Consider the following 18,187-nt stretch of genomic DNA (forward strand, 5'->3'; position numbering starts at 1 on the left):
ATTCTTCAAATCACATTTTTCATTACCTACGAATCCCTGATGAATATGGATATTTCCAACTGGATGTTTTCCTATTAACTCGATTATATGGCGTTATTATAGAGGTTAAAAATATTTATGGAACCATATCTTTTGATGATATGGGGCAGATGATCCGTACTGCTAATGAAATAGAGGAAGGATTTCATAATCCACTAGAGCAAATTGCTGTGCAAGAGTATCGTCTTCGTAAATGGCTAAAGCAGAAGAGGTATTCCACCAATGACAGAACCTTACGCGAAAAAGTCATCCACGAGGCACAACTCCTCTCTAAACTGGAAAAAATAGCGAATAAATATGAAAAAACAAGTTTAAACACGAGACAATGGAATAAGTTAACAGAAAAGTTAATAGAAGCCCATACCGAGCAAAAAAATGATATCTTGAACAAATACGGTATTCACAGGGAACAATTACTAAAGGGGGTGTTTTGCTATGCTTGTAAACTACCCTCCATGGTTCGAATACATGGAGGTTGGAAGTGTACACAGTGTGGCGAAATGTCCCCCGATGCCCATATGGCAGCCTTTAAAGGTTATTACTTGTTGCACGGAAATATGGTGCGTAACAGGGAGGCGCGTGAATTTTTCAGTGTCACGTCACCTGATATCGTGAAGCAATTGCTACAGAAAGGCTCATTCGAAAAATTAGGAAATGGAAGTGCGACAAAATATGTGATGAATGCTGATGATTGGGTGAAATCCTGAAAAGAGTGCCCCAAATCCTGAAAGAAGCGGCCCAAATACCGAAGAAGATGCTCCAAATCCTGAAAGGTGGAGCTCAAATCCTGAAGAATATGTCAACCCGCCCGGGAGGAGGCACTCACCCCAGGCAAAGCGCCCCCCACCCCAAGCAAAGCACGTCCACCCAAAAAAGCGGGCACCTAGCCCGCTTCCACCTACCAAAGATAATCTAGCATATTATCTTCGAATAGATTTGTATCAATATTACATGTTTCTGAGTCGATAGCATATTGCCAGCCGTAGACTTTGGCATTTTCTGGCCCTTGAGGATTATATTCTGGGGCATCTTCTTTTGTGGTGATTTCTTCTTGCGGATAAGCTGTCCAAACAATCGTGTTTTCTTGGACTTCTTGTTCCATGGAATTGTATGCATTTAGGAGCTCACTCTCTTCATCAAACACACCATATACCCCGGGTTCATAGTTGGAGTCAGCCATTGTCTCGTACCATCCCTCCATGAACGCTTCGTCAACAGGGTATTCCGGCTCGATATCGACGAATATAGCAACGCCCTCAGGAATCTCCATTTCCTGTGCCATCGTGATGGCTTCCTCTGCATGGGAGACACCGTTATCATACCCGCGAGCATCTTCTACATGATTATAGATAACGAGAATCTGAATGTCGTTATCATGTAGTAGCTGAACTTCATCCGCATCTAAGCCTTCTGAAACGCCTTCCTTCTCGCCAAGATAACGCCCCCACACTACTGGTTCACCAAAATTATCTACTACACAGGCATAGAAATCGTCATCCGTATAGCTTGCAGAGTCAACTCCCCAATGAATTTCATTACTGTTATCATCCACAGCTCCATTATCATTATCGTCACCATCCCTGTCCCCGTCCCCATCATTACGGTCCTCATCTTCACGCTCTTCTGTATCTGGATTTTCTGTCTCATCAGTGGTATTGGAGAAATAGGTGAAATAAATGAATAGGGGAATGGCAATGAGGAATATCAAGCATGTTAGGGTGAAAAGCTCTTGTTTCTTCATATGGGCTTATAACCTCCTTTCAACCCCCATAGCATTATATGGTGGTGGGCGAAAGAGGTGCGGGCTAGTGCATATTTTTTATTGCAGGAATATTAAGAAGTTTGTCGAAATAATACTATAGAACTATTTTAAGAAGAGAAGCTAAAAATGTGCTATTAGAGGTGATTTCAGTGGAAAAATGGAGGAAAGTTGCATCGGATTATGTGTTTAAATCACCATTTGGGAATTTACGTAAGGATAAATTAGTACTACCAGATGGACAATTGATTGATTCCTATTATGTCAATGAATATGATGATTGGGTTAATGCGGTTGTCTTAACAAAGGACCAGCATATGGTACTAGTAAGGCAATATCGTCATGCCGCACAAGACTTCTTCTTAGAGGTTCCCGCGGGAAAGGCAGAAGCAAATGAGTCGCCTCGAGAGGCAATTATTCGAGAGGTACGTGAAGAAACGGGATATATCTCCGATTCCAGTCCTATTAAATTAGGAGAATTCTATGTCAATCCTGCAACACAGACGAATAAGGTAATCACCTTCCTATTTCTTGATGCGTATCAAGCATTCGAACAGGACTTGGACCCGACAGAATTCATTGATATTCACTTGATTGATATTGAAGAAATGGAAAAGATGATTGCAAGTGGGGAAATTAACCAGCTATTTACCGCAAGTGCCTATTACATGGCGAAATCTTACTTCATGACCCGGTTGAAGGAGAACTAGAATGACTGCCTACTATGTTACTTGGGGAGAAGCAACAGTTAAATTAACATGGAAAAAGGATTTCAATCCTCCAATAGAACTGGTGACAAGTATCCATGGATTTTGCTTTAAGGATGGAAAGATAATGTTGGTTGAGTTGGATCAACGCGGCTGGGATATACCAGGTGGCCACCTAGAACAAGGGGAAACACCAGAGCAATGCTTTCAACGAGAAGTGTTGGAAGAGGGATGTGTGGAAGGAGACTTACTGTTTTTAGGAGCGGTAGAAATAGATCATCATGAGAATCCAACATGGTCTGAAACGAGTAAGTATCCCGTTGTTGGCTATCAATTATTCTATCGAATGGATATAACGAAGACCCATCCGTTTGAGGCAAAATATGAGTCTAGTAGAAGGGTTTTGTCTCTACAATGGAGATAGCGAACTATTACAATATGCCTGATATTCATCAGGAAATAGTAACGTATGCCTTAGAACTGAGGGAGAAGTAATCGAATAATACCATAAGGAATGGGGGATTTATCGTGAAACTATATGGTGATTTTCAACGAGAGGATTGGATGAAGGCTTTAACGTTAAGCGAAAAAGATATTCCAGAAACTTTTATCCTTCATGGTGAATGGGAACATGAAGAGAATCTGAAACGCTGGAAACAAATTCTAGCTGATGAGCAATTCCTTCCCGAATGGAATACGGTAATTGGTAATCATCAAGGGGTACGAGTAGGATTTTCTAATGTTTTTGGAGGACCAGCTGCCGCCATGACAGCCCATATATTCGGAAGTGTTGGGACGGAAAAATTTATCCAAACAGGGTACTTTGGAGGACTATCACATGATGTTCAATATGGCGATATCCTCATTGTGACGGGAGCTTACATGGAGGATGGTGTATCACAGTGGTATTTACCTGGAGATACGCATGTGTATGCTGACCCGAAATTAGTGGAGGCAGCAATCCAATATTGTGAAGAAAAAGGCTACCGCTATGTTACAGGGACGGTGATGTCTACTAGTGCCATGTATATGGAAACGACAAAAGTTGTCAAAAGCTGGTCAGAGGATGGCCATCTCGGTGTAGACATGGAGACAGCGACCACCTTTGCCATTTCCAAATATTTCAAACGAAGCGCTATAGGTTTATTAAACCTGTCCGATCATATTATTCAAGGAGATACCTTCTATACGACCACTAATAAAACGAGGGAAATTATGGAGGAAACGGATTGGAAGATTAGAGATCTAGCACTATATCTAGCTTCAGTAAACGTAACCACAAAAGGGGAAGAGACAGTGTGAACGATGTGAAGCCTTTTTGGGGGGATCGATAGTCCTTGCAGGCAGATGTTCAGTTCGAACGAATACATTCGGACATCTACCCCAATTCTGGAAATATATCTACTACACCATCCACGTACTACAAAAAGGACAATGACTGCTAAACAATGCAGGGATGACACGTGCCAAGAGAAAGGCATCTCCATGTCTCCCTGCATGTTTGAACAGTATAAAGCAATATATCCTCGAAAAAAGCAAGCAGTCCTACCTTGTAATTGGTTGCTCATACTTCTACAGCATAAGAAATACTTCTGCAGTAAAACAATAGCACGACAAACAGAAATAAGGCCTTCGATCTTATGCCTATCTCTGGAGCTAGTTCGATATCGCTAGTGAACCCGCAAAATTAGACCTTCCTACAAACATAAACCATTTCATAACTATCATTCGTTATCGGACTTTCCTTCCAATCCTGATATACATGAACTATCTCAAATCCGTGCCATGCTAATAGTCGTTCCATTTCTTTAGGAAAAACATATCGTAAACGTATATTAGTTCGCTTCTCATCGACAATCTCTAAGCTAGCGCTTTTATACCGTCTAATCGTCGTATAGTGTTGGATTTGATCCAGTGCATGATAGTGACTAATCGTATACATATCGACAATAGTTCCAGTTTCTTCATCCGTATACGTTCTCCAATACTCTTCTGTACTTGGTTGCAATAATTCCTCAGTACTTGGAAAACGGGTACCAAAGATAAACACACCATCTCGTTCTAAATGCTTGTTAACGGAGGATAGGAATTGATCTTGTGCTTCATTAGTTAGGAAATGCTGAAATGAATTGCCAACAGAATAGATGAGCGAGCTTGTTACGTTTAAATTCAGTTTCGTACAATCTTGTTCAATCCACTCAATAGACAAACCAAGCTTCGTTGATTTCTTGACCGCTTCCTGTAGCATGCCTTTATGTATATCTACTCCAATCAATCTATGGCCATTTTTTGCTAATGGAATAGTAATTCTTCCCGTTCCACACGCTAAATCAATAATGGGACTGTTTGTTTTTTCTGCCCATTTTAATAAATAGGGAAGTTCCTGTACATATGATTCATTTTCTTTATCATATAAAATCGGATCATCATATTCTTGTCCATTTTCGAATGTCATGTTCTACTCCTTTGCCTTCTCTTTACTACAATATTACCACAAAATTCGGAAAAGAGTTTAGAAAACAATACGATAAATCACCCAATAAAAAATCGTACAGCGCGGTCAGCTGTACGATTCGAATCTTTCTTTACCTTTCTTTACCTAGTCGCTTAACAAACAATGTCAGCCAATAAGATAGAAATGCAATCACTAAATCGATAAGAAATAGGTAAAACATATTCATCCCTTTGTTAAACTCAGACAGTCCCATATAATCCTCGATTGGTAAAAATACAAAGGCGAATACAGCACTAACCAAAATAGCATACAGATAATAATTTTTACCGTGATTCGTAGCATATTGATAGACGAATATATAGCCAACAGGTAATACGGATGACGTCATACTTAAAGCGTATGGCAAAAGGGGAACGATAAAATATTGATGGACGAATAAAGAAGTAAAGCCTAATAACGTATCCGTATAGGTCCACAGCAAATGTATACAAAAACCAAAAAATAATATTTCAAATATCCGAATTCGATCTACGTAAACATATAACAACACTAATGGTATTACTAATAAAGCAAGAACAAGCCAAAATTGCCAATCATCTAGAAAAGAGAATTCTTTCCAATAGGAAATTAAATCTGCGTTTAGCTTATCACGAACTTTATATATTTCATCCCAATATTGGTCTTTACCCATCTTAATCCTCCAAAATAAAAAGATCCACGCTTTCTGTTTATTTTGTGACAAGTTGGATGCTTTATACTAATATGTTCCACTAATTGTGGTCCGGTACATCAAGTTAAAAAAGGGAAACGATGATTATATCGATCCCTTTTGATAGTCCTAAAAATGTTGCTGAAATTTTACTTCCCTCAATGCACTAACTAGCAATTCAGCAGCGGATGGGTGTGGCCCAATTAAACGCTCAGCATCCTCTATGGTGTAATGATGCTGAATCATCCATCCAATCATCGAAATGATATCCTTTGCCTGATGACCAATACAGGATGCCCCTTTAATCACATGCTGTCTATCCCAAACAATCTTGAGAAATCCTTCCCGCTGATTAGCCATGAAAGCTTTAAAGTTCTTCGTGTCATAAGGTGTTTTAAGGAAATATAGATCCTCCCCATTTGCTCGATATTCCCCGATTGTCGCAATTTGAGGATTTTCATTAAATGAAAATGGAAGAATATCAGAGATTACAGCATCCTGTCCTACAGCATGCAATGCCGCCGCTCGTGCCATTGCTTTCGCTTGTACTCCAGTTAAGGAATTTGCTCCTTGCGCATCACCAACAATGTAAATGGATTCCCTAGCTGTCTGACCTAGCATATTGCAATCCACACTTCCATTTTGATTAAGCTGTAGATTAGTATTCTCTATTGCCAATGTGTCCAGATTTGAACGAAAGCCTAAGGTAAGAAATGCTGCTTCAGCTTCAAAGATTTCACCGTCTTGACGAATTGCTGTGACACTGCTATTTCCATTACGTATATCGGTTATCCAAGGCCCTCGTTCAATCATTACCCCAGAATCTTGATAAAGGGCGTGCATGAAGCTAATGATATCGTCATCCAATAATGGGTTTTCCTTTTCAGGAAGTAACCAGGTAACCTTAACCGCTAATTGTCTAAATAAATTCACAGCCTCATATCCGATTGGACTGTCTCCAATAATGATGATAGAAGCAGGGATACTGTTCATCTCGATTAGATTCTGATAGGAAAATATATTTCGTCCATTAGGCTTCATGTTTTCTGGGAATATAGGACGAGACCCGTTAGCAATGATTATTTTTTCACTGGTAAGCAAGAATTCATGATTCGAAGGTGTAATGACATTGATGGTGCTTTCATTTAGGAAGGATGCATGACCATGTACCAGTTGAACATTTGCTTTCTGTAACAAGTCTTGCTGATGTGCAAGCCAATCTTGATAAATACGATGAAATTTAGGATTGGAAAAGGAACGTGCTCTTTTAATTTCTTCTATTTGTTCTAAAAAGATATTCGTATAGCCTGCCTTCCAATCGCCAACTGCAGTATTAGAAACGAGAGTTACCTGATTGGAATAATGACTTGCCACAAGTGCCGCTTCCACTCCTGCTGGTCCCCCACCAATAATTAATACTTCTGTTTTCATTAAACCTCACTCCACTATTATTTTAGACTCCATGATACCGACTAACTTAGTTGATTTTGTACATACTTGACGATTGATAAATGGCCTAGATTCCCGGATTTTTTTACAATCCCTATGGAAAAACATTCCTTTTAGTCTCTATCCTACCACAGTAAATGTTATAATGTTTATAAAATTTATATTTTTCATATCCTGGGGGGAATTCATATGCATGATTTTTATTGTGAAGAGGTACTAAGTGGGAAGACAAAGGTGGAAAAGGTTTGCGAGACAGATCATGTTTTAGCTTATTATCATACGCGTCCGTTCTATCCGTCCATATTGTTGCTATTCCAAAGAAGCATATCCCATCATTGACTAGGATAGACGAAGAGGATAAAGAGATACTGCATGATTTATTAGAGGTTATTCAACAGGTTGCACGTGAAGTAGAGAATGAATATGGTGCTTGTAGAGTCATGACGAACCTAGGGGAGTATCAAGAATCGAAACATCTTCACTGGCATATCGTTTCAGGAGATAGTTTTGCTTAGGAGGGAAGAAATGAAATTCACTCATTTTACGGCAGTACAAGTTCGAATTGCAAGGCCAACCGATAAATTTGACGAGGTCATTCGTTTCTACGAGCAAGGATTAGGGCTTCAGCGGATAACGGAATTTGAAGGGCATAGAGGCTACACAGGGGTTATCATAGGCATTCCAGATGCTTCCTATCATCTCGAGTTTACCAAGCATGTCGATGGCTCTCCATGCCCAGCACCAACAAAAGACAACTTACTAGTATTTTATATTCCCAATCAGGCTGAGATTCTCGTATTGAAAAATAGACTAGAACAGATGGGCTACCCGGAAGTCGAACCAGAGAACCTATATTGGAAGGAACGTGGAGTCACTATCGAAGACCCAGATGGCTTCCGAATTGTATTAATGAATACAAAAGGGATATAACAGATGACATATACAATGAAAAGCTATCAGCCGTCCGATGAATTACAGTTGATAAATTTTATCACCGCATTGGATGAGGATAGCGAGATATTACACCGAATAAGATACTCTACCTATAAGTATGTCTTTTTGGTTTACAGCCAGGGAGAAATAAACGGCATGATAATGGCTTGGAAAAGTAGCTTCCATCCGAATTGTACCTATTTTACTTGTATGGCTCATCATACGGAGGCTGCTAAAGCTTTACTTGCAGAGTTAGAAAGGCATCTTGAACAACAAGATTATCCCTTACAAACCATAGTGGATGAGAACGATCGGTTACATGCCTTTTATCTGGACAATCTGTTCACGATTATCCGAAAAACCTATTTACCGAGAATTAACGTATTAAAGGATCATGCTAGTTTCGCTATTCCGACCAATCAAGTGGTCAAACCTCTAGATGAAGTAACTCCTCATGCTAAGCTAGCCAATCAGCTTGTAGCGCTCGTAAAAAGAAACTATGAGGAAACTCATCTTGTAAATCCAGTCGCAACAATGGAACTTACTAAATGGAGAAATCTTACATATCCTGAGGATTTACTAGCTTCAGGTAGCTTTGTCTGCTTAGACCCGAACGAAGAAAAAATTCTGGCCTATTCCTTTCTACATGAAGCAGAGAGGGATGACATGGTGGAATTAGGTTGGTGTGGTGCATTCGATGAGCCAAGTGCTGCTATCATCCCATCGCTAGTTGTGAAGCAACTTGAGTATGCTATGAGAATCGGCTACCAGTATGTTGAGGGGGAATTCGACACAACTAGTATCTATGCAATGGAAGTACTTCACACACTTTCTTTACCAAAACACCCTGTATCAATTACCTATCAGAAAAGAGGAATATAGACGATGATTTTACAAGCCGTTTCAACTGGAACAGGTGACGCGATTCTATTCATTTAACAAGGATTGGAAAAATATACAACAGCCTAAACTATATAATCTAATTGTAGAACAATTTTTAGAGAAGACAAGCCGATAAAGGAGTGGTTATATGGGATCTAGAATCATGCACTTCATCATTGCCAAAAGAATCGCAGAGGAAATTGGGATTAACAATCAGATGGCTTTTCTACTCGGAGGAGTTGCACCTGATGCGGTATATCCTAAAAATAAGTCGCATTTTCTTAAGGGCTCGGAGAAGGATTATTCTACTACGATTGAAATCGATACATTCTTGCAAAAATATCCCGAGCGAACAGACTATGTATTAGGATACTACACCCATTTAATAGCTGATGATGTCTGGATGAATGGTTTTTACTTTAGTTGGCTGAAAAATCGTATGGATCAAGATCAGACACTCCTTGAACAATATCATGGCGATTTTCGTCTATTAAATGCAAAATTACTTCAACAGTACAGTATAAGTGCTAGTATGTTAGATAACCTGACCCTTGAACATATTCATGATTTGGAGGAAGTAAAAGTAAGCGATGTCGAAAACTTCATCCCTTATTTGAAAGGCGATATGGATTATCCGCAAGAACATGTAGATGCCGAATTAAACGTCTTTACGTTTTTGCAGATGGTTGGATATGTTGAGACGTGTATCGAACGAGGGGTGTTAAAACTACAGGAGTTGGAAAAATGTTAATAGAGATTCGGAATATCCTGTTTAATGAGCCGGAGATAAATCATATTGCCCGCCTTTATAGTAAAATTTGGGGAACAAGTGCGGAGGAGTTTCTAATCCGCTTTAAACGACATGCCACCTACCCAGGGTTTCGAGGAATTGTAGCAAGTGATGGTGAAGAAATTATCAGCTTAGCTTATGGATACACCTCCATGGAGGGGCAATATTATCATGACCTCCTAAAAAAATCTCTTTCTACTACAGAACAGAAACGATGGTTAGCGGATTGCTTTGAATTAGTTGAATTAGCAGTAGACCCGGCATTTAGAGGAAATAAAATTGGAGAAGCAATATTGTCAGAGATAACAGGGCAGGTCATGAATGAAACAGCTATCTTAACTACCCAAATGGATAACCTTCCTGCTCGAACACTGTATGAAAAATTAGGATGGATTAGCATTCGCGATAATTTTGTTCCAAATGAAAATGGCAAGTCGTATGTTATCATGGGAAAAGAACTTAAAGATTAAGGTAAGGAGAAGATAGCAATGCTTCATTATACTATCGGATTTATCCGGCGTGGTGACGAAATTCTATTATTAAACCGCGAGAAATCTTCCTGGATGGGTAGCTGGAATGGTGTTGGGGGAAAGCTAGATAAGGGCGAATCTCCAGAAGCATGTATTCTAAGGGAAACCTATGAAGAAACGGGAATCGTATTAGAGGAGATCCAGTTTAAAGGATTGGTAACATGGAATGTGGATAACTCCTATACCGGTGGAATGTATGCATTTGTAGGAGAGGTACCAGAGTCTTATCCATACCCTACACCAATAAAAACTGCTGAAGGAATCTTAGATTGGAAGAAAGTCGACTGGATTTTTCACCCAGAGAATACCGGTGTTGCTAATTTATCCTATTTCTTATCTGAAATGTTACAGAATGAGAACGTATATGAGCACCACTTTACCTATCAAAATAGTGACGTAATAAATTTTGAACGTAAAAAACTTTCATTACTAGAAGGAGTAAATTAAGGTACTTTTCACTTCTTATTTCATAAGCCCGAAAGTTAATAAATAATGAACCTATTGCTAAAGCTGAAGAAAAATATGATTTTTTAAATCGTTTTCCAAAAATTTGAAACCTTTTTGCCTGCTAATACGTCTATATATAAGAGCATTATTTGGAATTTTATTATGACATACTAATTTCCCCATATTTCGTATGGAATTGTGCTGGTTATATAGAAAAGTCTTGTATCAGGGAGGAGAAAATGAGAAAGTTATTAGCAATCTTGGTGTTCATCGTTGTGGTTTTAGTTGGGTGTTCATCTCAGACTCTTTATGATGCGATTAGTAAAAGTGAGTTTGGAAAATATGATAAACCGGAGATCTTATATCAGAATGATGATGTCGGGGTCGTTATATTTCTTTCCAAAGATAGTAATGGTGATTTTTATATTTACAGAACGACATATGAATTAACGAAATTTAATCGGTATGAGCTAGATAAGACAGAAATGTTTACCGTGGCTGTTGATATCGGTCGGAAATCGGAATTTGTCCATTTGGATACGATAGGTGAGAATACGGATGAACCAATAAATTTTGTTTGGGGCGGTATTTTTCATTATCCGAAGGCAGAGCATGTCACGTATAAAATCACAGATGGTGATGGTACATTACATGAAAATCAGGTAGAAATTAATAATAAGCATATTTTTGTTGATTTGTTACCAGAGGAGTTTGAAGATACATATTCGATTACATTTGATGTGATCGATCGAGATGGAAATGTCCTGTTTAGCTATAATTAAATACCCCTCCTTGCATATGCAAGTGAGGGGTCGCTTTATTCTTCTATTGGGTCCGGATTTGTTATTGGTACTCGTTTAATAAAGAAGGCTAATACTAGTGCAACGACTACAATTAGTGCAGATATAAAGAATGAGAAATTAATGCCATTTAACATGGCATGATTGGCTATTTGTGCGGCAGGGTCGATGGTTGATTCTGGATCCACTACCTCCATTGGGTCTTGGGTGAGTTCTGCTAGCCTTGCCTCACTTCGGTTATTCATGACAGTAACTAACAGTGCCGATCCAATTGCGCCTGCTACTTGGGATAATGTGTTATTTAACGCCGTACCATGTGGATAGTCCTTGGCCGGTAATTGGTTTAACCCGTTTGTAATGACTGGCATATTAACTAATGACATGGCAAATGCCCGAATACAGAAGATGATTAAAACAAAAAAGTACGATGTGGTCAGCGATAAGTTACTAAATACAAATGTCGTAATTAATAATAAGCTTAACCCAATAATCGACATTACTTTCGCACCATGTTTATCAAAAATTCTTCCTGATATAGGTGACATGATTCCCATTACTAAGGCTCCAGGGAGCATAAGTAATCCAGCCTCGGTAGGTGAAAAATCACGGACGGTTTGAATATACAGTGGAATCAGTATCATGCCGGAGAATAGTGCAAGGGACACCGTTACCGAAATAGCGTTAGATAATGCAAACATAGGGTACTTAAAGATACGGAACTCGAGTAAAGGCTCATCAAGTCTGAACTGACGTAGAACTAGTAACACAAGGGAGATACTACCGGCAGTGATAGTGCTGTATACCCATGGATTTCCCCATCCTATATCACCGGCTGAGCTAAATCCATATAATAGCCCACCAAATCCTATACTAGAAAGTAGAAGCGAAAGGACATCTAGTTTAATTTTATGCTGTGGTGTGAAATTCTTCAGACGGAATAGCGCATATAATAGCGAAATGATGGAGAACGGTAATACAATGTGGAATAACATTCTCCAGCTAAAGTGTTCTACAATATATCCAGATAAGGTTGGGCCTATTGCTGGTGCTACAATCATGACCAGGCCAAAGAAACCCATTACTTGTCCACGCTTTTCAATTGGAAATGCGACTAACATGACATTCATTAAAAGCGGCATCATGATGGCAGAACCCGATGCTTGAATCATTCTAGCAGCTAATAGAATTCCGAATGATGGTGACAGGCCTGCGAGTAGGGTACCTAATGTAAAGAGTCCCATTGCCACAAGGAATATATGTCTATTCGTAAACCGCTGGATGAAAAATGCACTGGCAGGAATTAGAATGCCATTAATTAACATATAACCAGTGGCTAACCACTGTACTGTAGCAGGGCTTACGCTAAATTCATCCATGATAGATGGTAATGCTACATTTAAAAAGGTTTCATTTAATATTGCTACAAAGGCACCAAGAAATAGAATGGCAATAATTCCATAAGGCGCTTTCTGCTCCTGGTTAATCGAATTTGTCATGAACTTTACCTACTTTCTATGCAGAATAAAAATACTTAAGTTTTTTATCCTGTTAGTAAATGGAGTGTAAAGAAAAGATTTCCACTTTTGCCGTTTATTGAAAAAAAGATAATCTTATAGTTAAATGAAACTATACTAACGTTTTAATTAGGTGATTAAATTGAATATAACGAAACGAAAGAAGAAGGTATTAGACACCGCGCATCGACTATTTATCGAAAAGGGGTATCAGGCAACTAGCATACAGGACATCATTGATGAAGCTGAAATCTCCAAAGGAACCTTCTACAATTATTTTGCCTCTAAAAAGGATTGCTTATTAGCAATTATCGAATTAATAGAGACGGAAGGGAATCAAAAGCGTATTGAACTTGCCATAGGAAAAGACAAACAGGATGAAGAGGTGTTCATCAAACAGGTTGCTGTTCGAATCCATATGACAAGAAAGTATCATATACATGCTTTAATCGATAGTGTGATGGAGGGAGATAATCTAGAGATTAGGAAATACTTGAACCAGCAATTTCGTTCAGAATTGCAGTGGTTGGCCACGCGCCTTCGTGAAGTGTATACCCCGGGCATTCCGGATTATGCTTTAGATCAGTCTGTCATGCTATCAGGGATGATCCATCATTTTCTTTATGTGTGGAACATGGGAGCGAACAAAGAACTGGAGGCGGAAAGGGTTATCCGGTTTATTATAAAACGCTTGAAGCCTGTTATTCTAGAACAAGTCGAATCAGGAGAGACATTCTTTGATTACAATTGGCTCTCAGTAGAACCAGATGACATTCCTCCGCATGATAGACTTGACATCCTACTACATGATATCGATCAACTTATCGTTAACGTAAATGGAGAAACCCTAGCCTATTTAACGTTTCTCAAGGAAGAGATAACCTCAAATAGCCCAAGGGAATTTTTAATTGAAAGTGTTCTGTTATCCTTAAAGCAAACATTTATAAAAACAGAGCGAAAACATGAAATTAACCGAATCGTGCAACTAGTGCATCGCTATTTACATGATATGGAGAAGGTGGAGGTATAAAGAGAATGGGATATGAGCAAGCATTAGAAGCATATATTGCTGCAACCAATACACACGATTTTCATCAAGTAAGCATACTGTTAGCAGATGACGCAGTATATTGGTTTTCTGATAAAACATGTCGGTCCAATGCAGAGATTCAAGCATATTTTGAACATGCGTGGGAGACGATTAAAGATGAAGTGTACCGTGCGACAGACATAGAATGGATTGTAGCTGAGGAAAACACAGCAACTTGCATTTATACATATCAATATGAGGGATATGCAAATGGGAAGTTTGTACAAGGTAGTGGGCGAGCTACAAATGTATTTATCAAAGATTCCAATGGGAACTGGAAGCTAGTGCATGAGCATTTGAGTAGCTTAGGTTAAGCTACTAAGAACGTCTTGCTTAAAATCCTGAAGTGCCGTAGGGAAATCCTGAAGCAAGCTCTTAAATCCTGAAAGATACCTTTCAAATACTGAAGCGCCCCTGCAAACCCTGAAGAATATATCTACAGTGGCGTCTTTATATTTCCAATACTAATTAATATCTATTAAAGGATTTTTGATATAAAACTAGAATTATAGAGTAGGAACATTATTTGGAGGGTTGTTCGTCATGATTCGATTACTAGAGCCTGCTGATGCTAAGTTATATGCCGAATTGCGCCTAGAGGCATTGCAAGAAAATCCAGAAGCTTTTTCAGCAAGTTTCGAGGAAGAGAAGGACAGACCAATTCAGCATTATGAGGAAAGATTTCAGCAGAAACACTATAATTTTGGTGCATTTGATGAAGGGAAATTAGTCGGAGTAGTGTCACTAGTTCCAGAAACCAAGCTCAAATTGAAGCATAAAGCAAATATTTTTGCGGTATATGTGACCCCTTCCCACCGAGGAAAGGGAGTTGGAAAAGCACTGCTGGAAGCGGCGATTAATCAAGCCAAGCAAATTGAGGGAATAACAAGGATAAACATTGCGGTGGTATCAGTTAACCATGAGGCAAAGGCACTTTATAAACGCTTAGGGTTTGAAACATTTGGAATAGAAGAGAAAGCATTAAAAGTAAAAAATGTTTATCTGGATGAAGAATATATGGTGCTAACCTTATAGAAGTGAGGGGACAACGTGGAGCTGACGACAAGTAAAATGACAGATCATTATGCAATTAAGATTTTGGAATGGAAATATGAGAAGCCGTATGATTTTTATAATAATGTGCTTTCAGGTGATGCGATCATCGAATTAACTAGTAGCTCCTATAAAGCGATCCTATCTAAGGATAGGGTGGTGGGCTTTTATTGTATGGGAAAAGATGCACAAGTATCTGCCGGGAATGAGGTAGGTGCGTATGAACGTGAATGTGAGGATATAGGGTTAGGAATGCATCCAGAATTAACGGGAAAGGGATTCGGGACACCGTTTTTCGCTTATATTTTGGAAGACATTTCTATGACTTCCCCATGCTTGCGACTTACCGTGGCAGATTTTAATAAGCGGGCGATACGACTTTATGAGAAATTTGGTTTTGTAAAAGATAGAGCGTTCCATCGTGATGAGATGAAATTCATTGTGATGATAAAGGAGACATAAGATGAAACTGGCTGGAATCAATCATGTGTTATTTTCTGTTTCTGATTTAGATCGGTCGATTACATTTTATGAACAAGTTTTTGGTGCCAAGCTGCTCGTTAAAGGCAGAACTACGGCTTATTTTGACCTAAATGGTTTATGGCTAGCATTAAACGAAGAAAAGGATATACCCCGTAACGAGATTTATCAGTCCTATACCCATATTGCCTTTTCCATTGATGAAAAGGACTTTGAGACCTATTATAAAAAGCTTTCAGATCTACATGTAACGATATTGCCAGGAAGAAAACGAGATATTCATGATAAGAAGTCGATTTATTTTACCGATCCTGACGGCCATAAATTTGAGTTTCATACGGGTACACTATCGGATAGGATTGCTTATTACAAGGAATCTAAGCCACATATGGAATTTTTTAAGTAACAATGTGATTCGACTATTATTAGCTGCTTTTATTGATTCGAAAAGTTTGCTTGTTGTAACTACTATCGCTACCGTAGAGGAGAAATATAATATGGATCACATGTATGAACAAAGAAATCCAAGTGATGCGATACACCATCATTTACGTGCCGATTGCGCGAATTGTTTCGGTTTATGCTGTGTAGCGTTACCTTATGCAAAATCAGCGGATTTTCCGTTTGATAAAGATGGAGGATCGCCTTGTCGACACTTACAGAATGATTTTCGTTGTCGTATTCATGCAAGCCTTCGAAATAAAGGCTTTCGAGGTTGTACGGTGTACGAATGCTTCGGCGCAGGTCAGAAGGTTTCTCAGATTACCTATAAGGGGGAGGACTGGAAGCATAATCGAGAGATTGCTGAGCAAATGTTTGTGGTTCTTCCGATCATGCAGCAACTCCATGAGATGCTCTATTACATACAGGAAGCACGTCAAAGTGATGCAGCCCAACACCTCAATCAAGCATTACAGCAGGCATTTGACAAAACGATGGAGTTAACCTATCTTAGCCCTACGAAACTATTAGAGCTTGATGTGCCACTGCATCGAGCAATAGTAAATGAATTACTAATACAAGTAAGTGATTTAGTACGAGACCCATTCCAATCGAACAGGCAACCTATTAAAAAAAGAGGAAGTAGCCTAATTGGTGCTAAATTAAAGGGGGTTGATTGGAGGGGAGTGAGTCTACGAGGCGAAGTGCTGATTGCAGCAGATCTTCGAGGAGCAGATTTACGAGCGGTTGACTTTATTGGTGCAGACTTACGGGATGCAGATTTAAGTGGTGCTAATTTAGTGGGGAGTATTTTTCTCACCCAAGCACAGATTAATTCTGCTAAAGGTGATACAAGAACGAAACTACCAGCTACACTACAGATACCTAAACATTGGTTATATCACTAAAGAAAGGAAACTTGGCTTATGGAGCAAGTTTCATTTTATAATATCCTCCAATCTTTAGGGCGCTATTCTGTCATATATTGAATCCATCGTTTCTCTATATTATTTATCAATGTGGTTGACGCTTTCAATTCTTTTCTGATACACTACATATAACCATTAGGTTATATGTTGGAGGTGAGGGATACGATGCCAGATGTTTATCGAGCTTTAAGTGATTCAACGAGACGGGAGATAATGAAGCTACTGAAAGATAAGAGCCTGACACAAAAGGAGATAGTCGAGGCATTTGATATCTCTCAGCCAGCTATTAAGAAGCATTTAACAATCCTGTTGGAGGAAGAAATCATTACCGTTACAGTACAAGGGAAATACCGACTGTATACGTTAAACCGTGACATGTTACAACAGGCATTTCGTGAAATGCTTCATTACATCGGAGATCTACTAGATGATCAGCTTGCTAGCTTGAAAAAATATGTAGAAAAGGGAGAAATGAAGGATGACTAAAGTACGAGATTCTGTAAAAAGAGAAATAATAGTAGATGCTCCGCTAGAAAAGGTTTGGGATGCTTTGACGAAGCCGGAACATCTTAACCGCTGGTATACGAAAGAAGCGAATATGGACTTCCGTGTCGGTGGGAAGGGATATATGAATCATGGATGGGGAGCAACCTCAGAAGGAATGTATACGGAAATCGAGGCAATGAATCGTTTTGTATTACAAAGCTTTGACGGAAATTTTGCTACAATTACGGAGCTAGAAGAAGTAGAAAACGGGATTAAAGTGAGTATCGAATACCGAGCACCATTTATTAACGAGATGGACGTAGCATCGAAAGAAAATATGTTATTTGGAACAGGGCAATTTTTAGCAAATTTGAAAGCGGTCTATGAATCAGGTCAGGATAATCGGCAACACTTTTGGCAAACATGGATTGGTGTTACGCATACATCTATGGTAGGTGGGGGGACTAAGATTGTTAGCGTAATAGAGGATTCTAATGCAGCCAAAGCGGGTTTGTTAGCAGGGGATATTGTAAACGAATTGGATGGGGAACCGGTTCTAGGCTATGAATCTTTTGAAAGACTCGTAAACAATAAAGCGATCAACCAAACTGTGCAGTTAAAGATTGTTAGAGACAAGGAAGAATTTGCTCTTACTTGTGAGGTAGCGGCTTATCCAGTAGCATACTAGTTAATA

General features: G+C 39.1%; 22 protein-coding genes and 2 pseudogenes. 19 read left to right on the top strand and 5 right to left on the bottom strand.

From position 1 onward, the window contains the following. Window positions 1-8: 8 nt before the first annotated feature. Window positions 9-746 (top strand): annotated as a pseudogene (locus ACSKT4_RS03880) (nuclease-related domain-containing protein); the annotation flags it as partial. Window positions 747-937: 191 nt separating this feature from the next. On the opposite strand, the gene ACSKT4_RS03885 reads toward ACSKT4_RS03880, so the two are convergent. After that, complete coding sequence (locus ACSKT4_RS03885) at window positions 938-1,780, bottom strand: glycoside hydrolase domain-containing protein (protein ID WP_186869192.1); 843 nt, start codon at window positions 1,778-1,780, stop codon at window positions 938-940. A gap of 170 nt (window positions 1,781-1,950) precedes the next feature. On the opposite strand from ACSKT4_RS03885, the gene ACSKT4_RS03890 reads away from it, so the two are divergent. The 3 genes from ACSKT4_RS03890 to ACSKT4_RS03900 all read left to right on the top strand — a co-directional run bounded on the left by ACSKT4_RS03890 (window position 1,951) and on the right by ACSKT4_RS03900 (window position 3,807). Continuing rightward, a complete protein-coding gene (locus ACSKT4_RS03890) occupies window positions 1,951-2,508 on the top strand; it encodes an NUDIX hydrolase (protein ID WP_465822860.1) in 558 nt (185 codons plus the stop codon). 1 nt (window position 2,509) lies between these two features. Beyond that, window positions 2,510-2,929 carry an NUDIX domain-containing protein gene (locus ACSKT4_RS03895; RefSeq protein ID WP_366480837.1) on the top strand — a complete coding sequence of 140 codons (420 nt, stop codon included), beginning with the start codon at window positions 2,510-2,512 and terminating at the stop codon, window positions 2,927-2,929. A gap of 104 nt (window positions 2,930-3,033) precedes the next feature. Further along, on the top strand, window positions 3,034-3,807 hold the full coding sequence (locus tag ACSKT4_RS03900; protein ID WP_186869194.1) for a nucleoside phosphorylase: 774 nt from the start codon (window positions 3,034-3,036) through the stop codon (window positions 3,805-3,807). 385 nt (window positions 3,808-4,192) lie between these two features. Here ACSKT4_RS03900 and ACSKT4_RS03905 read toward each other — a convergent pair whose 3' ends face one another. From ACSKT4_RS03905 to ACSKT4_RS03915, 3 genes are all read right to left on the bottom strand, one after another. After that, the gene (locus ACSKT4_RS03905) at window positions 4,193-4,960 is read right to left on the bottom strand and encodes a class I SAM-dependent methyltransferase (protein WP_186869195.1); all 768 of its coding nucleotides are present in this window, start codon (window positions 4,958-4,960) and stop codon (window positions 4,193-4,195) included. A 130-nt stretch (window positions 4,961-5,090) separates the two neighbouring features. Next, window positions 5,091-5,651 (bottom strand): hypothetical protein, encoded by a 561-nt coding sequence (locus ACSKT4_RS03910; protein ID WP_186869196.1) that lies wholly within the window; start codon window positions 5,649-5,651, stop codon window positions 5,091-5,093. Window positions 5,652-5,798: 147 nt separating this feature from the next. Then, complete coding sequence (locus ACSKT4_RS03915) at window positions 5,799-7,100, bottom strand: FAD-dependent oxidoreductase (RefSeq protein ID WP_186869197.1); 1,302 nt, start codon at window positions 7,098-7,100, stop codon at window positions 5,799-5,801. 207 nt (window positions 7,101-7,307) lie between these two features. Here ACSKT4_RS03915 and ACSKT4_RS03920 point away from each other — a divergent pair. The 7 genes and pseudogenes from ACSKT4_RS03920 to ACSKT4_RS03950 all read left to right on the top strand — a co-directional run bounded on the left by ACSKT4_RS03920 (window position 7,308) and on the right by ACSKT4_RS03950 (window position 11,482). Then, window positions 7,308-7,633: pseudogene (locus ACSKT4_RS03920) on the top strand (HIT domain-containing protein). A 10-nt stretch (window positions 7,634-7,643) separates the two neighbouring features. After that, window positions 7,644-8,048, top strand: coding sequence for a VOC family protein (locus ACSKT4_RS03925; RefSeq protein WP_186869198.1), 405 nt, complete (start codon window positions 7,644-7,646; stop codon window positions 8,046-8,048). Window positions 8,049-8,051: 3 nt separating this feature from the next. Next, window positions 8,052-8,933, top strand: a complete 882-nt coding sequence (locus tag ACSKT4_RS03930; protein WP_186869199.1) for a hypothetical protein — start codon at window positions 8,052-8,054, stop codon at window positions 8,931-8,933. 148 nt (window positions 8,934-9,081) lie between these two features. Further along, the gene (locus ACSKT4_RS03935; protein WP_186869200.1) at window positions 9,082-9,684 is read left to right on the top strand and encodes a zinc dependent phospholipase C family protein; all 603 of its coding nucleotides are present in this window, start codon (window positions 9,082-9,084) and stop codon (window positions 9,682-9,684) included. Continuing rightward, complete coding sequence (locus tag ACSKT4_RS03940) at window positions 9,678-10,193, top strand: GNAT family N-acetyltransferase (RefSeq protein WP_186869201.1); 516 nt, start codon at window positions 9,678-9,680, stop codon at window positions 10,191-10,193. The genes ACSKT4_RS03935 and ACSKT4_RS03940 overlap by 7 nt, the downstream gene beginning before the upstream one ends. A gap of 18 nt (window positions 10,194-10,211) precedes the next feature. After that, window positions 10,212-10,700, top strand: a complete 489-nt coding sequence (locus ACSKT4_RS03945; RefSeq protein ID WP_186869202.1) for an NUDIX hydrolase — start codon at window positions 10,212-10,214, stop codon at window positions 10,698-10,700. 239 nt (window positions 10,701-10,939) lie between these two features. After that, the gene (locus tag ACSKT4_RS03950) at window positions 10,940-11,482 is read left to right on the top strand and encodes a hypothetical protein (protein ID WP_186869203.1); all 543 of its coding nucleotides are present in this window, start codon (window positions 10,940-10,942) and stop codon (window positions 11,480-11,482) included. Window positions 11,483-11,517: 35 nt separating this feature from the next. On the opposite strand, the gene ACSKT4_RS03955 is transcribed toward ACSKT4_RS03950, so the two are convergent. Beyond that, entirely contained in the window at window positions 11,518-12,996 is a 1,479-nt protein-coding gene (locus ACSKT4_RS03955; protein ID WP_186869204.1) for a DHA2 family efflux MFS transporter permease subunit, read from the bottom strand. A 160-nt stretch (window positions 12,997-13,156) separates the two neighbouring features. On the opposite strand from ACSKT4_RS03955, the gene ACSKT4_RS03960 reads away from it, so the two are divergent. From ACSKT4_RS03960 to ACSKT4_RS03995, 8 genes are all read left to right on the top strand, one after another. Further along, a complete protein-coding gene (locus ACSKT4_RS03960; protein ID WP_186869205.1) occupies window positions 13,157-14,044 on the top strand; it encodes a TetR/AcrR family transcriptional regulator in 888 nt (295 codons plus the stop codon). Between the two features lie 5 nt (window positions 14,045-14,049). Next, on the top strand, window positions 14,050-14,418 hold the full coding sequence (locus ACSKT4_RS03965) for a YybH family protein (protein WP_186869206.1): 369 nt from the start codon (window positions 14,050-14,052) through the stop codon (window positions 14,416-14,418). Window positions 14,419-14,647: 229 nt separating this feature from the next. Continuing rightward, window positions 14,648-15,139 (top strand): GNAT family N-acetyltransferase, encoded by a 492-nt coding sequence (locus ACSKT4_RS03970; protein WP_186869207.1) that lies wholly within the window; start codon window positions 14,648-14,650, stop codon window positions 15,137-15,139. Window positions 15,140-15,154: 15 nt separating this feature from the next. Continuing rightward, window positions 15,155-15,619, top strand: coding sequence for a GNAT family N-acetyltransferase (locus ACSKT4_RS03975; RefSeq protein WP_343221447.1), 465 nt, complete (start codon window positions 15,155-15,157; stop codon window positions 15,617-15,619). A 1-nt stretch (window position 15,620) separates the two neighbouring features. Next, a complete protein-coding gene (gene fosB / locus ACSKT4_RS03980; protein WP_186869209.1) occupies window positions 15,621-16,043 on the top strand; it encodes a metallothiol transferase FosB in 423 nt (140 codons plus the stop codon). A gap of 100 nt (window positions 16,044-16,143) precedes the next feature. Further along, complete coding sequence (locus ACSKT4_RS03985; RefSeq protein WP_186869401.1) at window positions 16,144-16,986, top strand: pentapeptide repeat-containing protein; 843 nt, start codon at window positions 16,144-16,146, stop codon at window positions 16,984-16,986. A gap of 186 nt (window positions 16,987-17,172) precedes the next feature. Beyond that, complete coding sequence (locus tag ACSKT4_RS03990) at window positions 17,173-17,493, top strand: metalloregulator ArsR/SmtB family transcription factor (protein WP_246521463.1); 321 nt, start codon at window positions 17,173-17,175, stop codon at window positions 17,491-17,493. Continuing rightward, window positions 17,486-18,181 (top strand): SRPBCC domain-containing protein, encoded by a 696-nt coding sequence (locus tag ACSKT4_RS03995; protein ID WP_186869211.1) that lies wholly within the window; start codon window positions 17,486-17,488, stop codon window positions 18,179-18,181. Before ACSKT4_RS03990 ends, ACSKT4_RS03995 begins: the two co-directional genes overlap by 8 nt. Window positions 18,182-18,187: the final 6 nt, after the last annotated feature.

The sequence above is a fragment of the Ornithinibacillus liuyingii genome (assembly GCF_055550225.1).

What these genes read in the sequence shown, in the direction of transcription:
- ACSKT4_RS03915 (WP_186869197.1), bottom strand. Translation starts at nt 7,100, where the DNA reads ATGAAAACAGAAGTATTAATTATTGGTGGGGGACCAGCAGGAGTGGAA.
- ACSKT4_RS03995 (WP_186869211.1), top strand. Translation starts at nt 17,486, where the DNA reads ATGACTAAAGTACGAGATTCTGTAAAAAGAGAAATAATAGTAGATGCT.
- ACSKT4_RS03910 (WP_186869196.1), bottom strand. Translation starts at nt 5,651, where the DNA reads ATGGGTAAAGACCAATATTGGGATGAAATATATAAAGTTCGTGATAAG.
- ACSKT4_RS03885 (WP_186869192.1), bottom strand. Translation starts at nt 1,780, where the DNA reads ATGAAGAAACAAGAGCTTTTCACCCTAACATGCTTGATATTCCTCATT.
- ACSKT4_RS03945 (WP_186869202.1), top strand. Translation starts at nt 10,212, where the DNA reads ATGCTTCATTATACTATCGGATTTATCCGGCGTGGTGACGAAATTCTA.
- ACSKT4_RS03935 (WP_186869200.1), top strand. Translation starts at nt 9,082, where the DNA reads ATGGGATCTAGAATCATGCACTTCATCATTGCCAAAAGAATCGCAGAG.
- ACSKT4_RS03950 (WP_186869203.1), top strand. Translation starts at nt 10,940, where the DNA reads ATGAGAAAGTTATTAGCAATCTTGGTGTTCATCGTTGTGGTTTTAGTT.
- ACSKT4_RS03905 (WP_186869195.1), bottom strand. Translation starts at nt 4,960, where the DNA reads ATGACATTCGAAAATGGACAAGAATATGATGATCCGATTTTATATGAT.
- ACSKT4_RS03925 (WP_186869198.1), top strand. Translation starts at nt 7,644, where the DNA reads ATGAAATTCACTCATTTTACGGCAGTACAAGTTCGAATTGCAAGGCCA.
- ACSKT4_RS03940 (WP_186869201.1), top strand. Translation starts at nt 9,678, where the DNA reads ATGTTAATAGAGATTCGGAATATCCTGTTTAATGAGCCGGAGATAAAT.
- ACSKT4_RS03965 (WP_186869206.1), top strand. Translation starts at nt 14,050, where the DNA reads ATGGGATATGAGCAAGCATTAGAAGCATATATTGCTGCAACCAATACA.
- ACSKT4_RS03895 (WP_366480837.1), top strand. Translation starts at nt 2,510, where the DNA reads ATGACTGCCTACTATGTTACTTGGGGAGAAGCAACAGTTAAATTAACA.
- ACSKT4_RS03970 (WP_186869207.1), top strand. Translation starts at nt 14,648, where the DNA reads ATGATTCGATTACTAGAGCCTGCTGATGCTAAGTTATATGCCGAATTG.
- fosB (WP_186869209.1), top strand. Translation starts at nt 15,621, where the DNA reads ATGAAACTGGCTGGAATCAATCATGTGTTATTTTCTGTTTCTGATTTA.
- ACSKT4_RS03985 (WP_186869401.1), top strand. Translation starts at nt 16,144, where the DNA reads ATGTATGAACAAAGAAATCCAAGTGATGCGATACACCATCATTTACGT.
- ACSKT4_RS03990 (WP_246521463.1), top strand. Translation starts at nt 17,173, where the DNA reads ATGCCAGATGTTTATCGAGCTTTAAGTGATTCAACGAGACGGGAGATA.
- ACSKT4_RS03930 (WP_186869199.1), top strand. Translation starts at nt 8,052, where the DNA reads ATGACATATACAATGAAAAGCTATCAGCCGTCCGATGAATTACAGTTG.
- ACSKT4_RS03955 (WP_186869204.1), bottom strand. Translation starts at nt 12,996, where the DNA reads ATGACAAATTCGATTAACCAGGAGCAGAAAGCGCCTTATGGAATTATT.